The sequence below is a fragment of the Paenirhizobium naphthalenivorans genome (genome assembly GCF_007992095.1).
GTDB lineage: Bacteria > Pseudomonadota > Alphaproteobacteria > Rhizobiales > Rhizobiaceae > Allorhizobium > Allorhizobium naphthalenivorans.
The window spans coordinates 23,682-40,973 of record NZ_BJZP01000008.1 but is presented as its reverse complement, the minus strand read 5'-3'; the positions used below and the strand labels follow the sequence as shown (position 1 = coordinate 40,973).

The 17,292-nt window shown below is 61.2% G+C and carries 14 protein-coding genes; 9 read left to right on the top strand and 5 right to left on the bottom strand.

All coding sequences use genetic code 11. From position 1 onward, the window contains the following. The first annotated feature begins 16 nt into the window (after nt 1-16). Complete coding sequence (locus RNA01_RS10070; RefSeq protein ID WP_147180053.1) at nt 17-757, top strand: HAD family hydrolase; 741 nt, start codon at nt 17-19, stop codon at nt 755-757. A gap of 82 nt (nt 758-839) precedes the next feature. Then, nucleotides 840-1,877 (top strand): tetraacyldisaccharide 4'-kinase, encoded by a 1,038-nt coding sequence (gene lpxK / locus RNA01_RS10065; protein ID WP_147180051.1) that lies wholly within the window; start codon nt 840-842, stop codon nt 1,875-1,877. Between the two features lie 15 nt (nt 1,878-1,892). On the opposite strand, the gene RNA01_RS10060 is transcribed toward lpxK, so the two are convergent. Both RNA01_RS10060 and mutL read right to left on the bottom strand, forming a co-directional pair. Further along, a complete protein-coding gene (locus tag RNA01_RS10060) occupies nt 1,893-2,120 on the bottom strand; it encodes a DUF2093 domain-containing protein (RefSeq protein WP_115671513.1) in 228 nt (75 codons plus the stop codon). A 75-nt stretch (nt 2,121-2,195) separates the two neighbouring features. Beyond that, nucleotides 2,196-4,043: a DNA mismatch repair endonuclease MutL gene (mutL, locus tag RNA01_RS10055; RefSeq protein WP_147180049.1), complete on the bottom strand. Its 1,848-nt coding sequence runs from the start codon at nt 4,041-4,043 to the stop codon at nt 2,196-2,198. A gap of 377 nt (nt 4,044-4,420) precedes the next feature. On the opposite strand from mutL, the gene RNA01_RS10050 reads away from it, so the two are divergent. Both RNA01_RS10050 and RNA01_RS10045 read left to right on the top strand, forming a co-directional pair. Beyond that, nucleotides 4,421-6,046: a response regulator gene (locus RNA01_RS10050; RefSeq protein ID WP_235916558.1), complete on the top strand. Its 1,626-nt coding sequence runs from the start codon at nt 4,421-4,423 to the stop codon at nt 6,044-6,046. A gap of 125 nt (nt 6,047-6,171) precedes the next feature. Then, nucleotides 6,172-7,533, top strand: coding sequence for a putative bifunctional diguanylate cyclase/phosphodiesterase (locus RNA01_RS10045; RefSeq protein ID WP_147180045.1), 1,362 nt, complete (start codon nt 6,172-6,174; stop codon nt 7,531-7,533). A gap of 108 nt (nt 7,534-7,641) precedes the next feature. Here the strand turns inward: RNA01_RS10045 and RNA01_RS10040 are convergent, their stop codons facing one another. Together RNA01_RS10040 and RNA01_RS10035 are read right to left on the bottom strand one after the other, a co-directional pair. Then, nucleotides 7,642-8,223, bottom strand: coding sequence for a PRC-barrel domain-containing protein (locus RNA01_RS10040; RefSeq protein ID WP_147180044.1), 582 nt, complete (start codon nt 8,221-8,223; stop codon nt 7,642-7,644). Between the two features lie 220 nt (nt 8,224-8,443). After that, nucleotides 8,444-9,331: an SMP-30/gluconolactonase/LRE family protein gene (locus tag RNA01_RS10035; RefSeq protein WP_147180042.1), complete on the bottom strand. Its 888-nt coding sequence runs from the start codon at nt 9,329-9,331 to the stop codon at nt 8,444-8,446. A 393-nt stretch (nt 9,332-9,724) separates the two neighbouring features. Between RNA01_RS10035 and RNA01_RS10030 the strand changes: the two genes are divergently transcribed. Together RNA01_RS10030 and RNA01_RS10025 are read left to right on the top strand one after the other, a co-directional pair. Continuing rightward, nucleotides 9,725-10,462, top strand: a complete 738-nt coding sequence (locus RNA01_RS10030) for a LuxR family transcriptional regulator (protein WP_147180041.1) — start codon at nt 9,725-9,727, stop codon at nt 10,460-10,462. Between the two features lie 477 nt (nt 10,463-10,939). Beyond that, nucleotides 10,940-12,079 carry an Mrp/NBP35 family ATP-binding protein gene (locus tag RNA01_RS10025; RefSeq protein WP_147180039.1) on the top strand — a complete coding sequence of 380 codons (1,140 nt, stop codon included), beginning with the start codon at nt 10,940-10,942 and terminating at the stop codon, nt 12,077-12,079. 69 nt (nt 12,080-12,148) lie between these two features. On the opposite strand, the gene RNA01_RS10020 is transcribed toward RNA01_RS10025, so the two are convergent. Then, a complete protein-coding gene (locus tag RNA01_RS10020; RefSeq protein WP_147180037.1) occupies nt 12,149-12,622 on the bottom strand; it encodes an Hsp20/alpha crystallin family protein in 474 nt (157 codons plus the stop codon). Nucleotides 12,623-12,871: 249 nt separating this feature from the next. Here RNA01_RS10020 and RNA01_RS10015 point away from each other — a divergent pair, with 249 nt between their 5' ends. The 3 genes from RNA01_RS10015 to RNA01_RS10005 all read left to right on the top strand — a co-directional run bounded on the left by RNA01_RS10015 (nt 12,872) and on the right by RNA01_RS10005 (nt 17,094). Further along, nucleotides 12,872-13,849: a magnesium transporter CorA family protein gene (locus RNA01_RS10015; protein WP_147180035.1), complete on the top strand. Its 978-nt coding sequence runs from the start codon at nt 12,872-12,874 to the stop codon at nt 13,847-13,849. A gap of 15 nt (nt 13,850-13,864) precedes the next feature. Then, the gene (locus tag RNA01_RS10010; protein ID WP_147180033.1) at nt 13,865-15,766 is read left to right on the top strand and encodes a potassium transporter Kup; all 1,902 of its coding nucleotides are present in this window, start codon (nt 13,865-13,867) and stop codon (nt 15,764-15,766) included. A gap of 137 nt (nt 15,767-15,903) precedes the next feature. After that, nucleotides 15,904-17,094, top strand: a complete 1,191-nt coding sequence (locus RNA01_RS10005; RefSeq protein ID WP_147180031.1) for a cell wall hydrolase — start codon at nt 15,904-15,906, stop codon at nt 17,092-17,094. Nucleotides 17,095-17,292 lie beyond the last annotated feature (198 nt).

Below are 17,292 nucleotides of genomic sequence, written 5' to 3'. Positions count from 1 at the left end.
ACTAGGGGGAGGGACCATGGCCGCACCGTCTGCCATCGCCGGAATCCTGTTCGACAAGGACGGAACATTGCTCGACTTCGACGCGAGCTGGGCGCCCGTCAATCGCAGATTGGCGCTGATCGCCGCCTCCGGCGATGCTGAGCTTGCCGAGCGTCTGCTTGCCGCCTGCGGCATGGATCCCGCCACCGGCCATCTTGCGCCTGACAGCCTGCTTGCCGCAGGCAATAGCCGTGAGATTGGCGAAGGGTTGATCGCTTCCGGTGCGTCCTTCGCCGTTGACGAACTCGTACCGCTGATAGACGATCTTTTCGCCAGCGCCGCCGAACTCTCCGTGCCGGTTACCGAACTCCAGCCTTTGTTTGCACGCCTGCACGATCGCGGCCTGAGGCTCGGCATTGCCTCCAGCGACAATGAGCGGTCCATCCGCGTGACCGTGCGTCGCTTCGGCATCGAGGAATACGTCGACTTTGTCGCTGGCTATGACAGCGGCCACGGTTCCAAACCTGGTCCGGGCATGGTGCTTGGCTTCTGCGCGGAGACTGGTCTGGAGCCGCGTCAGGTGGCCGTGGTCGGCGACAATAATCATGACCTGCATATGGGGCGCAACGCCGGCGCCGGGCTGAAGGTGGGGGTGCTATCGGGCACTGGATCGCGCCAGTCGCTCGAAGAGGCCTGCGATGTTCTGCTCAATGACATCACTGAGCTCGAGTCTGTGCTGGGGGCTGCTCCGTGTGCCGAAATGGCGCATCCGACTTGACGGAAGCCATGCGTTCAGGCTCTCTTGCCAGCGTTGGCAGGGCGCGGGTGGGCGCCTGCGGAAATGTGGGAAGCTGAGTAAAATGGTATCGGAAGCCCCACCGTTCTGGTGGACGAAGCCCGATTGGCGTGCCCTGAGCCTGGCGCCCATTTCCTTTCTCTATGGCCGGATTGCAGGCTACCGCATGGGTCGCAAGCGGCGCCATTCCCCGCCTGTGCCAGTGATCTGTGTCGGCAATTTCACCGTCGGCGGCGCCGGCAAGACGCCGACCGCCCTGACCTTGGCCCGTGCAGCCAAAGCAAAAGGTTTGAAGCCTGGTTTCCTTACCCGCGGCTATGGCGGATCGCTTGATGTGACGACCGTCGTTGATCTCGAGCATCACCGCTCCGTCGACGTTGGCGACGAGCCTCTGCTGCTTGCCCGGGAGGCGTTGACGGTGGTTTCCCGACGCCGGGTCGCCGGCGCGGAACGCCTGGTCAGGGAAGGGGCTGACCTCATCATTATGGATGACGGGTTCCAGAGCGCGCGGCTAACTGTCGATTTCGCCTTACTGGCGATCGACACCGGGCGCGGAATTGGCAACGGGCATATCGTTCCGGGGGGCCCCGTGCGTGCGCCGATTGCCGTGCAGATGCGGTATCTCGATGCCATCCTCAAGGTTGGTGACGGCAATGCCGCCGATCGGCTGGTGCGCCAGGCAGCGCGTGCCGGAAAACCGGTGATGGTGGCGAAAATCACGCCACGCGGCGATGCGGGGTTGGCCGGGCGACGCGTGCTCGCCTTCGCCGGTATCGCCGATCCGGGCAAGTTTTACCGCACGCTCGAAACGATTGGCGCGGACGTCGTCGAGACCCGCGACTTCCCCGACCACTATCATCTCGGTGACGACGAGATCGACGACCTGATTGGTCGCGCCGACAGGGATGGCCTGACGCTTACGACCACAGCCAAGGACATGGTGCGTCTCATCGGCGGTCATGGCCGTTCGGAGGAACTGCGGCGGCGCGTGAGTGTCGTCGATGTGGAAATGGCCTTCGATGATCCGCGCGCGCCGGGTCTCATCATCGATCGAGCCATCGAGGTTTGCCGGGCGCGCCGGCTTAAAAAAACGGCCCCTTGAACGACGGTTTGGAGATCAGCGCTTCTGGTTGGGCAGTGCGCCTGCACGCTTTTCCGCTTCGAGCGAGGCGGCTGCGTCGATATAGGGCTCCTGACGCGCGACGCTCCAGTATTTCAATTCGTCGATCATGATCGGCTGGCCGGTGATCGCGCATGTCACGTAGGAGCCCGGTGACAGGATCTGGAAGTCCGCGTCGAGATAGCGGATCTTGGCTTCGCGGCTGCCGCCTTCAAAACGGTTCATCTGACGTGGTCTCCTGCGTGTAACGAAACTGCCATAGCGTGCCATCGCCGCGATTTCCAGCCTTTTCCGCGAGTGTCAGCTTCGGCCGAAAAGTCGCTCGATGTCGGAAAGCTTCAATTCGACATAGGTCGGGCGGCCATGATTGCACTGGCCGGAACCGGGCGTTTCCTCCATTTGCCGAAGCAGTGCGTTCATCTCCTCGACCCGCAGATGGCGCCCCGAGCGCACCGAACCGTGGCAGGCCATGGTGGCGGCGACGTGCTCCAGCTTGGCGGAAAGCCCCAGCGCCGTGTCCCATTCGGCGACCTCGTCGGCGAGTTCGCGGATCAGGCCGGGCACGTCCATCTCGCCCAGCATGGCCGGCGTCTCGCGCACCGCAAGGGCTCCCGGGCCGAAGCGCTCGATAGCGAGCCCCATTTGTTCGAGTGAGGCAGCGTGCACCATGAGGCGGTCGCAATCCTCCTCGGGCAGGTCGACGATTTCGGGGATCAGCAGACCCTGCGAAGGCAGGCGCCGCCCGGTGAGCGCCTTGCGCATCTGCTCGAACACCAGTCGCTCGTGGGCGGCGTGCTGGTCGACGATCACCAGGCCGTCCTTGGTCTGCGAGACGATGTAATTGGCATGCACCTGCGCACGCGCCGCGCCGAGCGGATAGGCAATCGGCTCCGGCGTCACTGCCGGTCCTTCCCGCATGCCGAAGCCTTCTGCCCGGGCGGTCGGCATGGCAGTTTCGCTAAACGCGGCTTGCCCGGCTTCGCCGAATCCCTGCGGCCGTGCGGCCTCGAAAGTCCCGGCCGCCGTGGCTGGAGCCTCGGTGAAGGGGCGGTAGGGCGAAGACTGGAAACTCCAGTTGCCGCCGGGTGCTTGAGAGGCGGTCGGGCGAAAGCCCGGCCGGAAGGCGCGCAGCATGCCGCTCGCCCCGGTGGTCGAGGCGCGGTCGCCCTCGCGCTTCAGCGCCTCCCGGATCGCACCGACGATCAGGCCACGCACCAGTCCCGGATCGCGGAAGCGCACGTCCGACTTGGCTGGATGCACGTTAACATCAACCAGCGCCGGATCGAGTGTCAATGACAGTACGGCAACCGGATAGCGGCCTTGCGGTATGGTCTCGGCATAGGCCCCGCGAATGGCCGATAGAATCTGCTTGTCCTGTACCGGGCGGCCGTTGACGAAGGCATATTGGTGGGCGGAATTGCCGCGATGGAAGGTCGGCAGGCCGGCGAAGCCACCGAGGTGCACGTCCTCACGGTCGGCATCGAGCGCGATGGCATTGTCGCGGAATTCAGAGCCGAGAACCTGGGCGATACGAGCCAGATGATCGTCGCCGGTCGCCGGCAGTTCCAGTGTCGAGCGGTCGCTCCCCGATAGTACGAAGCGGATCGTCGGAAAGGCGATCGCCATACGCTTCACCACCTCGGTGATTGCCGCGGCTTCGGCCTTCTCGGTCTTGAGGAACTTCAGCCGGGCAGGGGTCGCGAAAAACAGGTCGCGCACCTCGACCGTCGTGCCCGGATTGGCGGCGGCCGGCCTGATCGGGGAGACCTTTCCGCCGGCGACAACGATCTCGGCGCCCTCCGTGCTGCCGGTGCGTCGGCTGGCGATGCTGAGCCTGGCGACCGAGCCGATCGAGGGCAAGGCCTCGCCGCGGAAGCCGAGCGAGCGGATGTCGAGCAGTGTGTCGTTGAGCTTTGACGTGCAGTGTCGGCGGATGGCGAGCTCTAGGTCCTGTGCCTCCATGCCGCAGCCGTTATCTGCAACCCTGAGCAGGCTCTTGCCGCCACCTGCCGTGGCGATTTCGATTCGCGTCGCGCCCGCGTCGATGGCGTTCTCGATCAATTCCTTCGCGGCGCTGGCAGGGCGTTCGATGACCTCGCCGGCGGCGATCTGGTTGATGAGCGTTTCGGAAAGTTGCTTGATGACCATGCGCGCATTTTCAAGGATTCGTTGCGCCGAGGGAAGCGGGAACTGATCCCACTGGCCAAAAGCGGTACATCTTGCATAACCTATTAAGCTCGCCTTAAGCTTAGGTCGATAGTTTCCGATGCAGACTTGAAATGTTTTCCGGCAGCGCTGGCATGCCAGCAGGGGGAAAGACGCCGCCGAAGCGTCCTTCATTTGACCCCGTCGCCGAATCAAGCTTTTTTTCGGCATGTCCGTTTGTGTTGCGAAATACGTGCGATTTGCGGCTGCTCGCCTATGCCCCAGTATTTCAAGACGCCGGCGTCAATGACATTGCACCAGTCCCTGGTGACGATAGGCGAGGGGAGCGACGGATGGTGAGCGCGGGATCGGATGCAACGATGCAGACGACCATGCTTGACGCCGTGTCGGAAGTCCTCGCCGTGGCCTTCCTTGTCTACGACCGTAATGACGAGCTGATCTACGCCAGCCGTCTCATTTCAAGCTATTTTCCGGTTCCCCCGCAATTCCTGACGCCCGGCACGCGTCTGCGCGACTATTTGGGCGCCCTCTACGATGCCGGATGGCGCGGCGCGGCGATGGGGGGCAAGGATCAGGCGCTCCAGAGCCGGGAGGAGTGGATCGCCGAACATATTTCGGCGCACTGGCGCGAGCGCTCAGAAGTGCAGCAGCGCGATGGCCAGAACCGCTGGATGCGGCTCACCAAGCGGCGGCTGCCCTCCGGTTATGGCATCTGCCTCATTGCCGACATCACCGAGCAGAAGAAACGTGAAGAGCAGTGGCGCGCCGATATGGAGCGCGTGCAACTCACCGAGGAAATCCTGGACGACCTGCCGCAAGCGGTCTTCGTTCAGGATCGCAATCTCGGCGTGGTGGCGGTGAACAAGGCATTTTGCGCCATTATGGAAATTCCGTCCGAGAATGTACTGGGCGGCACTTTGGCCAGCGCCTTCGCCGACGAGATTGCCAGCCAGTTGACCGACGTAACCCGGCATGTTCTTGAAACCGGCACGCCCTCGGCGACGGCGGTGGACCTGAAGGGCGTTTCGGCGCGCGGCACGCGTGCCGTTTTACGCTCGCAGCGCGTCGGCAAGCCGGGACGGTATTTTATCGTCACCTCCTTTGCCGACGCCGCGCAGGCAACATCCGAGGTCGTGGCTGCCGCATGTGCGGTCTCGACCGAGGCCAAGTCGCTCCCTCAGCAAATGGGCGGCCGCCCCGTCCCGACTTCCGCCGTTCATGTTGGACGTAAGGCATTGCTCGTCACCAGCGACACCGAGTTCGAGGCAAAAAGCCTCAGGACGCTGCAGCGCCTTGGCCTGGACGCCTGCTGCGTGCACGATGCCGCCGAGCAGGAAGCCTTCCTCAGCGTCGCCCGTTCCGTGGGCGTGGTGGTCGACCTGATCGTTGTCGACATAGAGATGGACGTCAACTGCCTGGAGGTGGCCGAGAGCTATGGTGTGGGCACCATCACGCTCGACGGATTCCAGTTGGACACCGAGCTTGCCTTCCTCGTCATGGAAAAACTGAGCGGTCTCGAACCAAGCCCGCATACCGAGGACTGGGAAATCAGCACGGGGGATGGGCAAGCGCCCGCGTCCTCCGAGGCCGCCACGCAACTCGTGCTGGTCGCTGAGGACAATGACATCAACCAGATCGTCTTCTCCCAGATCCTGGAAGGTTTGGGCTATGCCTATCGCATCGCCGCGGACGGCGAGGAGGCGGTGCGGCTATGCGCGGAGCTTCGGCCGGATATTGTTCTGATGGATGTCACCTTGCCGCGCATCAACGGTTTCGAGGCATGCCGTCGCATCCGCGCGGCAGAACGAGGCTCGTCCCGTGTTACGCCAGTGATCGGCGTTCTGGTCCAGGCCTTTGAGCGTGACCGCGAGGAGTGCTTTGCTGCGGGCATGAATGATGTGATCCTGAAGCCCTTGAGCCCGGATGCGATCGAGGCTGTAATCGCGCGGGTCGCACCGGAATTGAAGGATGCGTTCGTCGGCTGAGGGAGTGTCAACCCCCTAAATAATGGGCCTCTGATTCTCGCCAACTATTCGAAAACGCTATGATTTTTTAAGATTTGGAGCTCATTCTCACAATTTAGTGAGAGGATTCTATCCAGGATGTGCCGATGGGCTCTGCCGGAACAACATCGCCAAAGGTAAGCCAGAATGAGCTTCAGGCGATGGCTTATACCGACCAGCTGACCGGGCTTGGCAACCGGTATCGGTTGCGCGACAAGGTACGGCTTCTCGCCAGCGAACGAGCCGCCGATCCTGCGCCATTCACCGTTGCAATCGTCAACCTTGACGGGTTTAAGCCGATCAATGATCTGTTTGGCTCGGTTGCAGGGGATGAGATCCTTTGCCAGGTCGCGCACCGATTGAAAGCATGCGTGCCGGACGGCGCGACGGTAACGCGCCACGACGGTGACGAGTTCGCCATCATTCTGCCGCTGGTCTTCGAGCGGGTTGCCGCCGAGCGCACGGGACAGATGATCAAGGATGTGCTTTCGGCGGCCTATGACCTCGGCGACCGCAATGTGCGTCTCTCCGCTTCGCTGGGCTTTGCCGTCTATCCCTTTGCCGGTGCCGATTTCGAAGAGCTGATGAAGAGCGCCGAAACCGCGCTCTACCGGTCGAAACGTCGCGGACGCGGTCAGATCACCGTCTATTCGCGTGAAATCGCCCAGGAGATGAAGCGCGCCACCCAGTTGGAGCAGGCGCTGCGCAATGCGATCATGACCGACACGGTCGACGTGCACTTCCAGCCGATCGTCTCGCTGTCCGACAATCGTGTCGTCGGTTTCGAGGCCCTGGCGCGCTGGAACGACCCTGATCTGGGCTTCGTGTCTCCGGCGATCTTTGTTCCGCTTGCCGAGGAGCGGGGCTTCATCGACCTTTTGTCGGAGACTTTGTTGCGCAAGGCGGCGGAAGCGACGCTCGCCTGGCCGCGCGAGCTTTTCCTCTCCTTCAACCTGTCCTCCGCCCAGTTGATGGATCCGCGCACCACGTTCAATACTCTGTCGATCCTGTCTGCCGTGGGCTTCGATGCGCGTCGTCTCGAACTTGAGATCACCGAAACCGCGGTCATGACCTCGGCCGATACGGCGCATCGCATCATCGGCGAACTGCGTGAGGCGGGCATCCGGATCTCGCTCGACGATTTCGGCACCGGCCAGTCCAGTCTTGGCCGCCTGCGCGACTTCACGTTCGACAAGGTCAAGATCGACCGGGCCTTCGTTTCGGCGATCACCACAGACCGCACGTCGGAGCACATCATCAAGGCGATCGTCACCATGTGCGAAGGACTTGATCTCGAAGTGGTGGCCGAGGGGATCGAGACCGCAGCTGAGGCCGACAAGTTGCGGCGTCTGGGGTGCGGCATGGGACAGGGTTATTATTTCGGCAAGCCGGCCGATGCGGCGGCAACGCTACGTTACCTCAGGGACCACCACCATGAATTCATCGTGGCCGAACGAACCATGGTCTGAGACGCTTCACAACTCTCTTATGCAATGACCGTCCGTCGGGAAACGCCCTGAAAAAAGGCGATGCCGAAGCATCGCCCTCAGGGAGTTCAACACGTCCCCCGTTCCAGGTTACTTGGTAACCGTCGACGAGGTGGTGATGTTGTCGGTGGCCGGCATCACCGCGCTTGCGTCGGCCTGGTCCTCAAGCTTCTTGTACTCGGGAGCAGCCTTCAGCGATTCCGCAGTTTCCACCGTCGCCAGGCGAAGCTTGTTCCTGTCGTCGGCGTCACGAGTGACGGTAATCTTGCTCATCGGAACAGCGACATTCTTCTCACCGATGCCGAGGAAACCTCCGACCCCGATCACAGCGGCGACAACGCCGCCCTTGTCTTCGATGATCAGGTCATTGACCTCGCCGATCGAGTCATCACCGGATGTGTAGACTGGCTGGCCGATGAATTTGTTGGCGCTGATCTGGCTTTCTGACTGGTAGGTCAGATAGGCATCGTTTGCGGCAGCCATGGTCGAGGTTGCCGAAGCCGGATCGGCAGGCATTGCAGCGGCATCCTTGTTCGTGTCATCCAACGGAGCAACAGCCGGAGCTGCCGTTCCTGCGGCCGGAGCGGTCGCATCCTGCGCATGGGCAAAGGGAGCAATGGCGGTGACGCCAAGCAGAACTGCGGCGGTGAGAGTATTGAGGGTCTTTTTCATGGTGGCCCTACCTTTCCTCTGAGATGGTCTTGCGAAAAACGCGACCCACTTCACCAAAGCGGAGCCGATCGCGTCGGTTCGAGGGGAAAATGCCTGGTGCCGCCATTCGTTCCCGGCATGGTGCGCGGTATATTTTTGTTGTTTCGGGGAACTTTTTCTGTCCTATGCCTGACGCTTGGCGCACAAAAGGCAGGGCCGGCCCCTTCGACCGGCTTTTCCTTCAGAGTTGAAAGGCAGGCTCGATCCGGCCTTCGACGGCAACGCCCAGTTCGAATGTCGCGCCGGCCAGCGGGTCAGCCGTGCGCCCGGCGGCATCAAGACCTTCCCAGCAGGAAGTGATCATCAGGCGATCGGCGCGCGGACCGAAGAAGGCCGGGCAGGTGACGCGTTCGGCCGGCATGTCGTAGCGGGCCAGATGACGGCCCGCCGGATCGTAGCGATCCACGCCACCTCCGCCCCAGCGGGCGTTCCAGATGTCGCCGTTAGCGTCGCAAACCGAGCCATCGAACACGCCTGGCCGATCACGGCCGTCGATGAATGGCTCTGCTTGGCCGGTTGGAAGGCCGGTTGTGGGGGAGACCGGCACGCGCATCAGTATGTTGACCCTGGAATCGACGAAATAGCCGATTTCGCCGTTGGGCGAGAAGCAGATGGAGTTGGGGATACTCACCTTGTCAAAAATCCGGGTCACAACCTTGCCGGCAACATGGTAGATGGCCCCGGCACCGGTGGCGGCGTCTTTGCCCATCGTGCCGATCCACAGCGCGCCGGACGGATGCACTCTGCCGTCATTGGAGCGATTGCCGCGACTCGACGGTTCCAGCTCGCAATGGGGGGTAAGTTCTCCTGATGCGAGGTCGCGCAGGAACAAGCCTTGGTCGGATGCCAGAAGGTGGCGCCTGCCGTCGATCCGCGCGATCACGCTGCCCATGAACGGCAGGGCTTGCGCCGCGACCGTTCCGCTGGCGAGATCGAACCGGCGCAGGCCGCATCCGAGAATGTCGAACCACCAGAGGCAATCGAGGTCGGGATCGTAGACTGGGCCTTCTCCGAGTTCCAAGCGTGTTTCTTCGAGAACGGTTCCCTGAAATGGATGGCGTGTCGTCACTTCGTCTCTCCCGCGATAGTGCCCGCTGGCAGTTGGCTATTCGAGCCCACTTCTGACAGGGGTTTACCGTAAAATAAAGTTAGTTGCTGGACGACTGCGGCGTTCTACGGCTAATGTGAAGTGCATCGGCGTGCCGGGTTCGTTGGGGGATTTGGCGTGCGGGGCCGGGCGCAATCGTTCAATTCTCCCTTTCTGTCTCTCGATGACTGTTTACGTTATCTCAAACGACGTCTGAAGGAGTGATTTTGACGATTGTCATGGGTGGCTTGTTTGCGTCTCTGGGGAAGCGGGGCGGCCAGCCGGAATCCGGATTCGATTTTGACGAAGACCATATATCGCCGCAGGTTGGGTTTGCCGCTTGCTGAGTCTGGTGCCTTGCGAAGAAATTGTAAGATGACTGTAATTGATAGTGACGGCGCCGACCGCGTTGCGGATTACGTCGCCGAAATCGGCGGTTTCAAGACCCAGTTCGATGTCTTCCGTTTCATGAAGCGGCTGACGGAGCGTTATGGTGCCCGCGCGTTCATGGTGCTCAACCTGCCGCCGGCCACGTCGCTGGATCTGTCGAGCAATTCGATCATCACCAATTGGCCGGCCGACCTGATCTCGGAATATGATCAGGAGGCGCTTCTTTCTACCAGCCCCATCGTCACCCGCTTGCGGACGGCCACAGCACCTTTCACCTATGACGTCGACTACGTTACCAGCCGGCGCGACGAGCGCACCATGGGAATATCAAGGTCGCTGTTCGCGCGCTACCGTATGCCGAGGGGCGCCTATTTCCCGGTTCATGATTCTTCGGGCATGCGCGGCGCGGTTTCTCTCGCGGGCGACCGAACGGTCTTCTCGCCGACCGAAATGATGGAACTGATGTATCTTTCGGTTCATGTCTACAATCGGCTGGCGGAAATTCGCGAACTCGACAACCGCGCGACTGACATGCTGACGGAGCGCGAGATCGACTGTCTCAACTGGACGGCGGCGGGCAAGACCAGCGTCGAAATCGCCGAGATCCTCGGCCTGTCCGAGCATACCATCAACCATTATCTCAATCGTGCCACCAAGAAGCTCGATACCGTGAACCGCACACAGGCGGTCGCAAAGGCGCTTCGCCTCGGCCTTATCAAGTAGACAGCCCTCGCACGTCTCTGCGGGTCGAGCACGTCAGGTTTAGCGCCGGCCTTTACTTGCCGCAATTTTGCGCTTGCCGTCATCACTCCGCACAAAAGACAGGCAGACGGCCAACACTGTGCATCGGTTTGGCTGCTGTCATCCGCTCCGATCCCTGAAAAACCTAGCGAAATTCGGCCAACGAGAAACTGGCACGGTTTCTGCATGTCTATAACCAAGTCCAGAGGGGACATTGCAAGTCACCTGCGAAAGGTGCGGCAAGGGAAGCCGTCGTCGAAGCTGTTCGCCACTCCGAACATCATTTGGCGGCGGCTTTTCTTTTGCGCGCTCGAAATGGAGCGATCGAAAAGCCGTGCCCGGGCGATTGGCCGCAGGGCGGCTTGCGGAGTGCTTCCGCTTTTCCGGTTGGCGAACCGGTCGCCGTCCACTATCTAGGGCACAGCCGGCGGACGCCGGGCGAGACTCTGAGAGGGTGGAATGAGCGCAGTGACGAGAGATGAGGTTCTGGCGACGCTGAAGACTGTTCGCGGTCCGGATTTCGAGCACGATATTGTCGCGCTCGGCATGGTTTCTGACGTCTTTATCTCCGACGGCAAGGTCTATTTCTCCATCACCGTTCCCGCCGAGCGGGCCAATGAACTCGAACCGCTACGCCAGGCCGCCGAGCGGGCGGTCAAAGCCATGCCAGGCATTAGGGGTGCCCTCGTCAGCCTGACCGCCGAGCGCAAGGCCGGCGCGGCTCCGGCAGCCAAACCGCAACCGGTTGCGCATTCTCATGCGCCGACCCAGGCGCCGGCAGGCCAGCGTCCGGCCAAGCAGAACATCCCCGGCATCGGCGCGATCATCGCGGTTGCTTCCGGCAAGGGTGGCGTCGGCAAGTCGACGACCGCGGTGAACCTCGCCCTTGGAATGAAGGCGAATGGCCTCAAGGTCGGCATTCTTGATGCTGATGTTTACGGTCCCTCCATGCCGCGCCTGCTGGGAATTTCCGGCCGTCCGCAGCAGATCGAGAACCGCATCATCGTGCCGATGGAGAATTACGGCATTAAGGCCATGTCGATGGGGTTTCTGGTCGATGAGGGAACGGCGATGATCTGGCGCGGCCCGATGGTCCAGTCGGCGCTGATGCAGATGCTGCGCGAGGTCGCCTGGGGTGATCTCGACGTTCTGGTGGTCGACATGCCTCCGGGCACCGGCGACGCGCAGTTGACCATGGCCCAACAGGTGCCGCTGTCGGGCGCCGTCATTGTCTCGACGCCGCAGGATCTTGCGCTGATCGACGCCCGCAAGGGTCTTAATATGTTCAATAAGGTCGAAGTACCCGTCCTCGGCATCGTCGAGAACATGAGCTACTTCATCGCCCCCGATACCGGCGCGCGCTACGACATCTTCGGTCATGGCGGGGCAAGGGCGGAAGCGGAGAAGATTGGCGTTCCCTTCCTCGGCGAGGTTCCCTTGACGATTGCCATCCGCGAGACGTCCGATGCGGGGACGCCGGTTGTCGTCTCCGATCCGGAAGGGCCGCAGGCCAAGGTCTATAGAGAGATTGCCGAGAAGGTCTGGAAGGAAGCGCAGGCCCGTTCCGGCCGTGCGGCGCCTTCGATCGTTTTCGAGTGATATAGGACAGCTGGAAAATCAACCGCCGCCCTCAGGCGGATAAGGGCGGCGGGATAGCGCGATCTATTTCTATTTTTCGATCGCGATCTTGCGTTCAGCCGGAACAGCGGTGCCCGGCTTTTTGGGCATGGTGACAGTCAGTACGCCCTTGTCGAATTTTGCGGCAACGGCCGCTTCGTCGACGCTCGGCGGCAGGCTCATCGAGCGTTGGAAGCTACCATAACGCCGTTCGACGACATGATAGTTGTCCTTCTCGTCTTTCTTTTCCATCTTCTTCTCGCCCTTCAGGCTCAGCACGCCGTTGCGGATCGAGACGTCGATGTCGTCCTCGGAAATGCCTGGAAGCTCGGCGGTGAGTACGATCTGGTCATCCTTCTCGACGACGTCGATTGATGGCGCGAGAAAACCTTCTCCATCAGATGTGGACAGGAGCTTGTTCTTGCCGAAGAAATTCTCAAGGGTTTGATCCATTTCCTTGCGCAGTGCTGCAAAAGGATTGTCGGACCAAAGGCTAGGAAGAAGACTGGACGGTTTATCTGCCATGGGACCCTCCGTGAATGGCTGCTGTTCAACGAGCCGATAATAGCGTCGCAGACCAGTCGCGACTTGATTTAAATCAACCGTGGCGGTTACTTTGAAGCTCTATACCCGCAGGGATTCCAGGCCGCGAACCTTCGTCCAAAGGTGCCTTGCGGGCATGAAAACCCGCTTGCATTTTTGCTCAACCGGGTGTTTGGTCGCGCGTTGTGAGCCGCAACAGCCAAGACGGGGCGCAATGAGCGTGTTTCGAACTTGATCAGAGCCTACCGCGCCGATGGCAAAGCGGAGATCATTCCTGCGAGCGGTCAGAGCGAAGGGATTGATCCGGCCATTATATGGCTTGATCTCGTCAATCCCGACCGTGCCGAAGAGGCCACGGCGGAAAGACTTCTGGGAATTCCCCTTCCGACACGGGAGGACCTCAAGGACATCGAACCTTCCAGCCGGCTTTATGTCGAGGATAATGTCATCTTCATGACCGCCTCTCTGGTCCACCAGGTCGAGACGGACTTGCCGGAACTGGCCGATGTCGCCTTCATTCTGAGCGGCAATAGAATGATCACCATTCGGTATGCCGAACCGAGGGCTTTCCAGCTTTTCAGCGGCGCGCTGGCGCGGATCCCCGGCAGGTACAAGACGGGGGCGGAGATGATGGCCCGTCTGCTCGAAACCATTGCCGATCGAACGGCGGAAGTGCTCGAAATCGCGGTGGCCCGCCTCGATGCCCTTTCAGCCGAGGTCTTTGTCGACAGGAAGGCCGCGAAACGTCGCCGCCCGGGCTTCCTCGAGGACAAACTGCTCGATATTGCCGCCCATCACCGTCTTCTCACCAAGGCACGCGACAGCCTGATGTCGCTGTCGCGTTTGATTACCTTTCTGCGGTCGCAACCGGCCGTGCGCAAGGACCGCGAAGCGGACGAACTGTGCCGCATTGTCGCCCATGACATTCAGTCCCTGTCCGAGCATGCTGGTTTTGTGTCCAACAACATCACCTTCCTGCTCGACGCCTCGCTCGGGCTGATCAATGTCGAACAGAACGCCATCATCAAGATTTTCTCGATCGCCTCCGTGGTTTTTCTGCCGCCGACACTGGTCGCGTCGATCTACGGCATGAATTTCCAGTTCATGCCCGAACTGACATGGACCTACGGCTATGGGCTGGCACTTGTCACCATGCTGTTGTCGGCGATCATTCCCTTCCTATTCTTCCGCTGGAAAGGCTGGCTCTGACGAGCCAGGTGCCCCATGACCCAAGAAATCAGTGAAGTACCGGAGGCGCCAAAGGACCTTCGCAATCTCCTCTGGCTTGCCCTCGGCTCGGTCGGCGTCGTTTATGGCGACATCGGCACCAGCCCGCTTTATGCCTTTCGCGAGGCGCTGAAGCCGCTGGCGGAGGGCGGTATCCTGCGCGACGAGATCATCGGTCTGATCTCGCTCATCATCTGGACGCTGACCATCATCGTCACGTTCAAATACGTTCTCTTTCTGCTGCGGGCGGACAACGAGGGCGAGGGGGGCACGCTTTCCCTGCTGGCGTTGCTGTCGAAGAATGCCGGCCGCCATGGCGCCGTCCTGATGTTCCTCGGTCTGATCGGCGCGGCCCTGTTCCTCGGCGATTCGATGATCACTCCGGCACTTTCCGTTCTGTCGGCGGTCGAGGGGCTGAAACTGGTTGCTCCGCATATGGGGCACTTCGTCATCCCGATCTCGGTGGCGATCATGGTCGCCATCTTCGCCGCGCAGTCGCATGGAACGGGTGCTGTGGCCAGATTCTTCGGCCCGATCACGGTCGTCTGGTTTCTCGCGATGGCCCTTGCCGGCATCATGCACATATCGGACGACTTTGGCATTCTGGCCGCATTCAACCCATGGCACGCCGTCAATTTCCTGGCGCATGAGGGGTTTCTCGGCATCGTCGTGCTCGGAGCTGTGTTCCTGACGGTGACGGGCGCGGAGGCGCTTTATGCCGATCTCGGCCATTTCGGCCGTAAGCCGATCCAGCTGGCCTGGTTCGTTCTGGTTTTTCCCGCGCTGGTGCTGAATTATCTCGGCCAGGGCGCCATGGTGCTGAAGCACCCGGAGGCCGCATCTGATCCGTTCTTTCTGATGTTCCCCGAATGGGCGCTGCTGCCCATGGTCATCCTGGCGACCGCGGCCACCATCATCGCCAGCCAGGCGGTGATCACCGGCGCCTTCTCGCTGGTGCGTCAGGCGATCCACCTCGGTTTCCTGCCGCGCATGCAGATCCTGTTCACCTCTGAGACCCATACCGGCCAGATCTACCTCCCGGCGGTCAACGCCCTTCTCTTTGTCGGCGTGCTGGCGCTGGTTCTTCTGTTCCAGAGCTCCGAGGCGCTTGCCACCGCCTATGGCATATCGGTCACCGGCGCCATGGTCGTCACCACCATTATGGCCTTTGAATTTGTCCGGACCCGGTGGAACTGGAATGTGTCGACGGCCATCCTCCTTCTCGCGCCACTCTTCGCCCTCGAGCTCGTCTTCCTTGGCGCCAACATGCTGAAGATCCGTGATGGTGGCTATGTGCCGGTTCTGTTCGCTGGCGGCTTTACGGTCGTCATGTGGACCTGGCGGCGTGGCTCCGCGATCCTGTTCGCCAAGACGCGGCATGGCGACGTTCCGCTTGCCTCCTTCGTCGCCTCGATCGAGAAGAAGAGCGAGCATGCGCCGGTGCGTGTCGCCGGCACGGCGATCTTTCTCACCAGCGATCCCGAGACCGCGCCGGCGGCACTCTTGCACAACCTGAAGCACAACCATGTGATTCACACGCGCAACATCATCCTGACCATCCGGACGGTCAATCGTCCGCGGGCGACGGACGAGGAGAGGTTCCTCGTGGAGAGCTTGTCCGAGAGTTTCTCCCTGGTCGAGATCCGCTTCGGTTTCATGGAGAACCAGAATGTCTCCAAGGCGCTGGCAAGCCTGCGGCGTGGCGGACTGAAGTTCGACATCATGTCGACCTCCTTCTATCTCGGTCGGCGCAAGCTCGTTCCAGATGCCAAGTCGGGCATGCCCTATTGGCAGGATCGGCTCTACATCACGCTCGCCAATTCAGCGACCGATCCGTCCGACTACTTCCGCCTGCCGGCCAATCGCGTCGTCGAACTGGGCTCGCACGTCATCATCTGAACGAGGCTCGGTCGTAATACCTGCAAGGCCGCCGGAGTGATCCGGCGGCCTTTTGCGTCGATCGACGCCACGAACGGTTTGGGCATTAACCAGACATCAAGGTTAACGATGCATATTTCTCTAATGTAACCGTGATCATGTATGGAGTACCGGTTTTGCGTCAGAGAAGCCGTCTGCCGAATTTGTCCGTCTTCCGTCTGGAGAAGTGGACATCGCCCGTGGTCTTTGGCCTCGTGTCTTGGCTCGCCTTTCCCTCGATCGCAGCCCAGGCGGATCTCGCCGGGCTGATTACCGGTATCGATCGTGGATCGAGCAATTGGCGCATGGTGCTGACCGCGTCGCCGGCGGGGTCGCTGCATCAGTCACAGCTCGCCTTTAGCGACGCGGAGGCTTCCTCCGCATTGAACAAGGACAGCGGCATCCTGCTGCCCGACGGCCGTAAGATCGCCTTTGACGGCGGCAAATCCGAGGCCGATCCGTTGCCGGACGAGGACCGTGTCACCCGTGGTCTCAAGAGGGGCAGGGTGGTCGCTGTCGAGGCGATGCAGCCGCCCAAGGCCTTCACTGCGGGGTCCGTCCTGCAGCGGACCTCTTCGCTCCTCGCCCCCAAGACCACGCCAAATGAACTGACGGCCTTCGTTCACTCCAAGGCCAAGCCGGTCGAACTCGCCAGCTTCTATTTCAAGAAGAGTGCTCCAAAGGCAGATGTCGGCGTGCCGGCCATGCTCGCGTCTCTTGTCACCAACCGCCAGGCCGATGTGCTGGCGACGGCCTATGCGCCACCCGAGCCTGATTTCGCCAGCGTCTCACCCTTCGATGCCCTGTTGACGAAGAAGCCGGGAGCGGGCCGTTTTGTCCCGAAGATCGGGCCTGATGACCATGCCTGGGCGGCGTCCGTCCTGCCGCCCGCGGTCTTTTCCGTCCGGGAGCAGCAGTGCCTGGCCTCCGGCGTCTATTTTGAAGCGCGCGGCGAATCGGTGAAGGGCCAGGCGGCCGTCGCCCAGGTTATCCTCAACCGCGTGCGTAATCCCGCTTATCCCGATACGATCTGCGGGGTCGTCTACCAGAACGAGGACTGGCGCAACCGCTGCCAATTCTCTTTCGCCTGCGACAATATCAAGGATCGGGTGAATTCCCAGTACCACTGGAAGGTGGCGCGCGAAGTGGCGCTGGCCGTTACCGCAGGCAAGATCTGGCTGAAGGAGGTCGGATCCTCGACTCACTATCACGCCATATATGTTCGCCCCGGCTGGGCGCGTACGATGAAGAAGGTCGGCCGTATCGGTCTACATGTCTTCTACCGCACCTATGGCGGCGGCTGGAGCTGATCTTCGACAAAAAGCCCGCCCGCCTGCGACCAATGGCGGCCTTTTGTCCGAAACTCTCCCCAAGATTCGGCGGTTTCGACTTAAGTCTATGATTTTTCCCGGTTAATTTGTGGTGAAACTTGCCCTTGGTATGCCTTGACTATGCGGGCGCTCAAAATTATGGTGCGCGCGACTTCAAGACGGGCTGGAAGGGTTCAA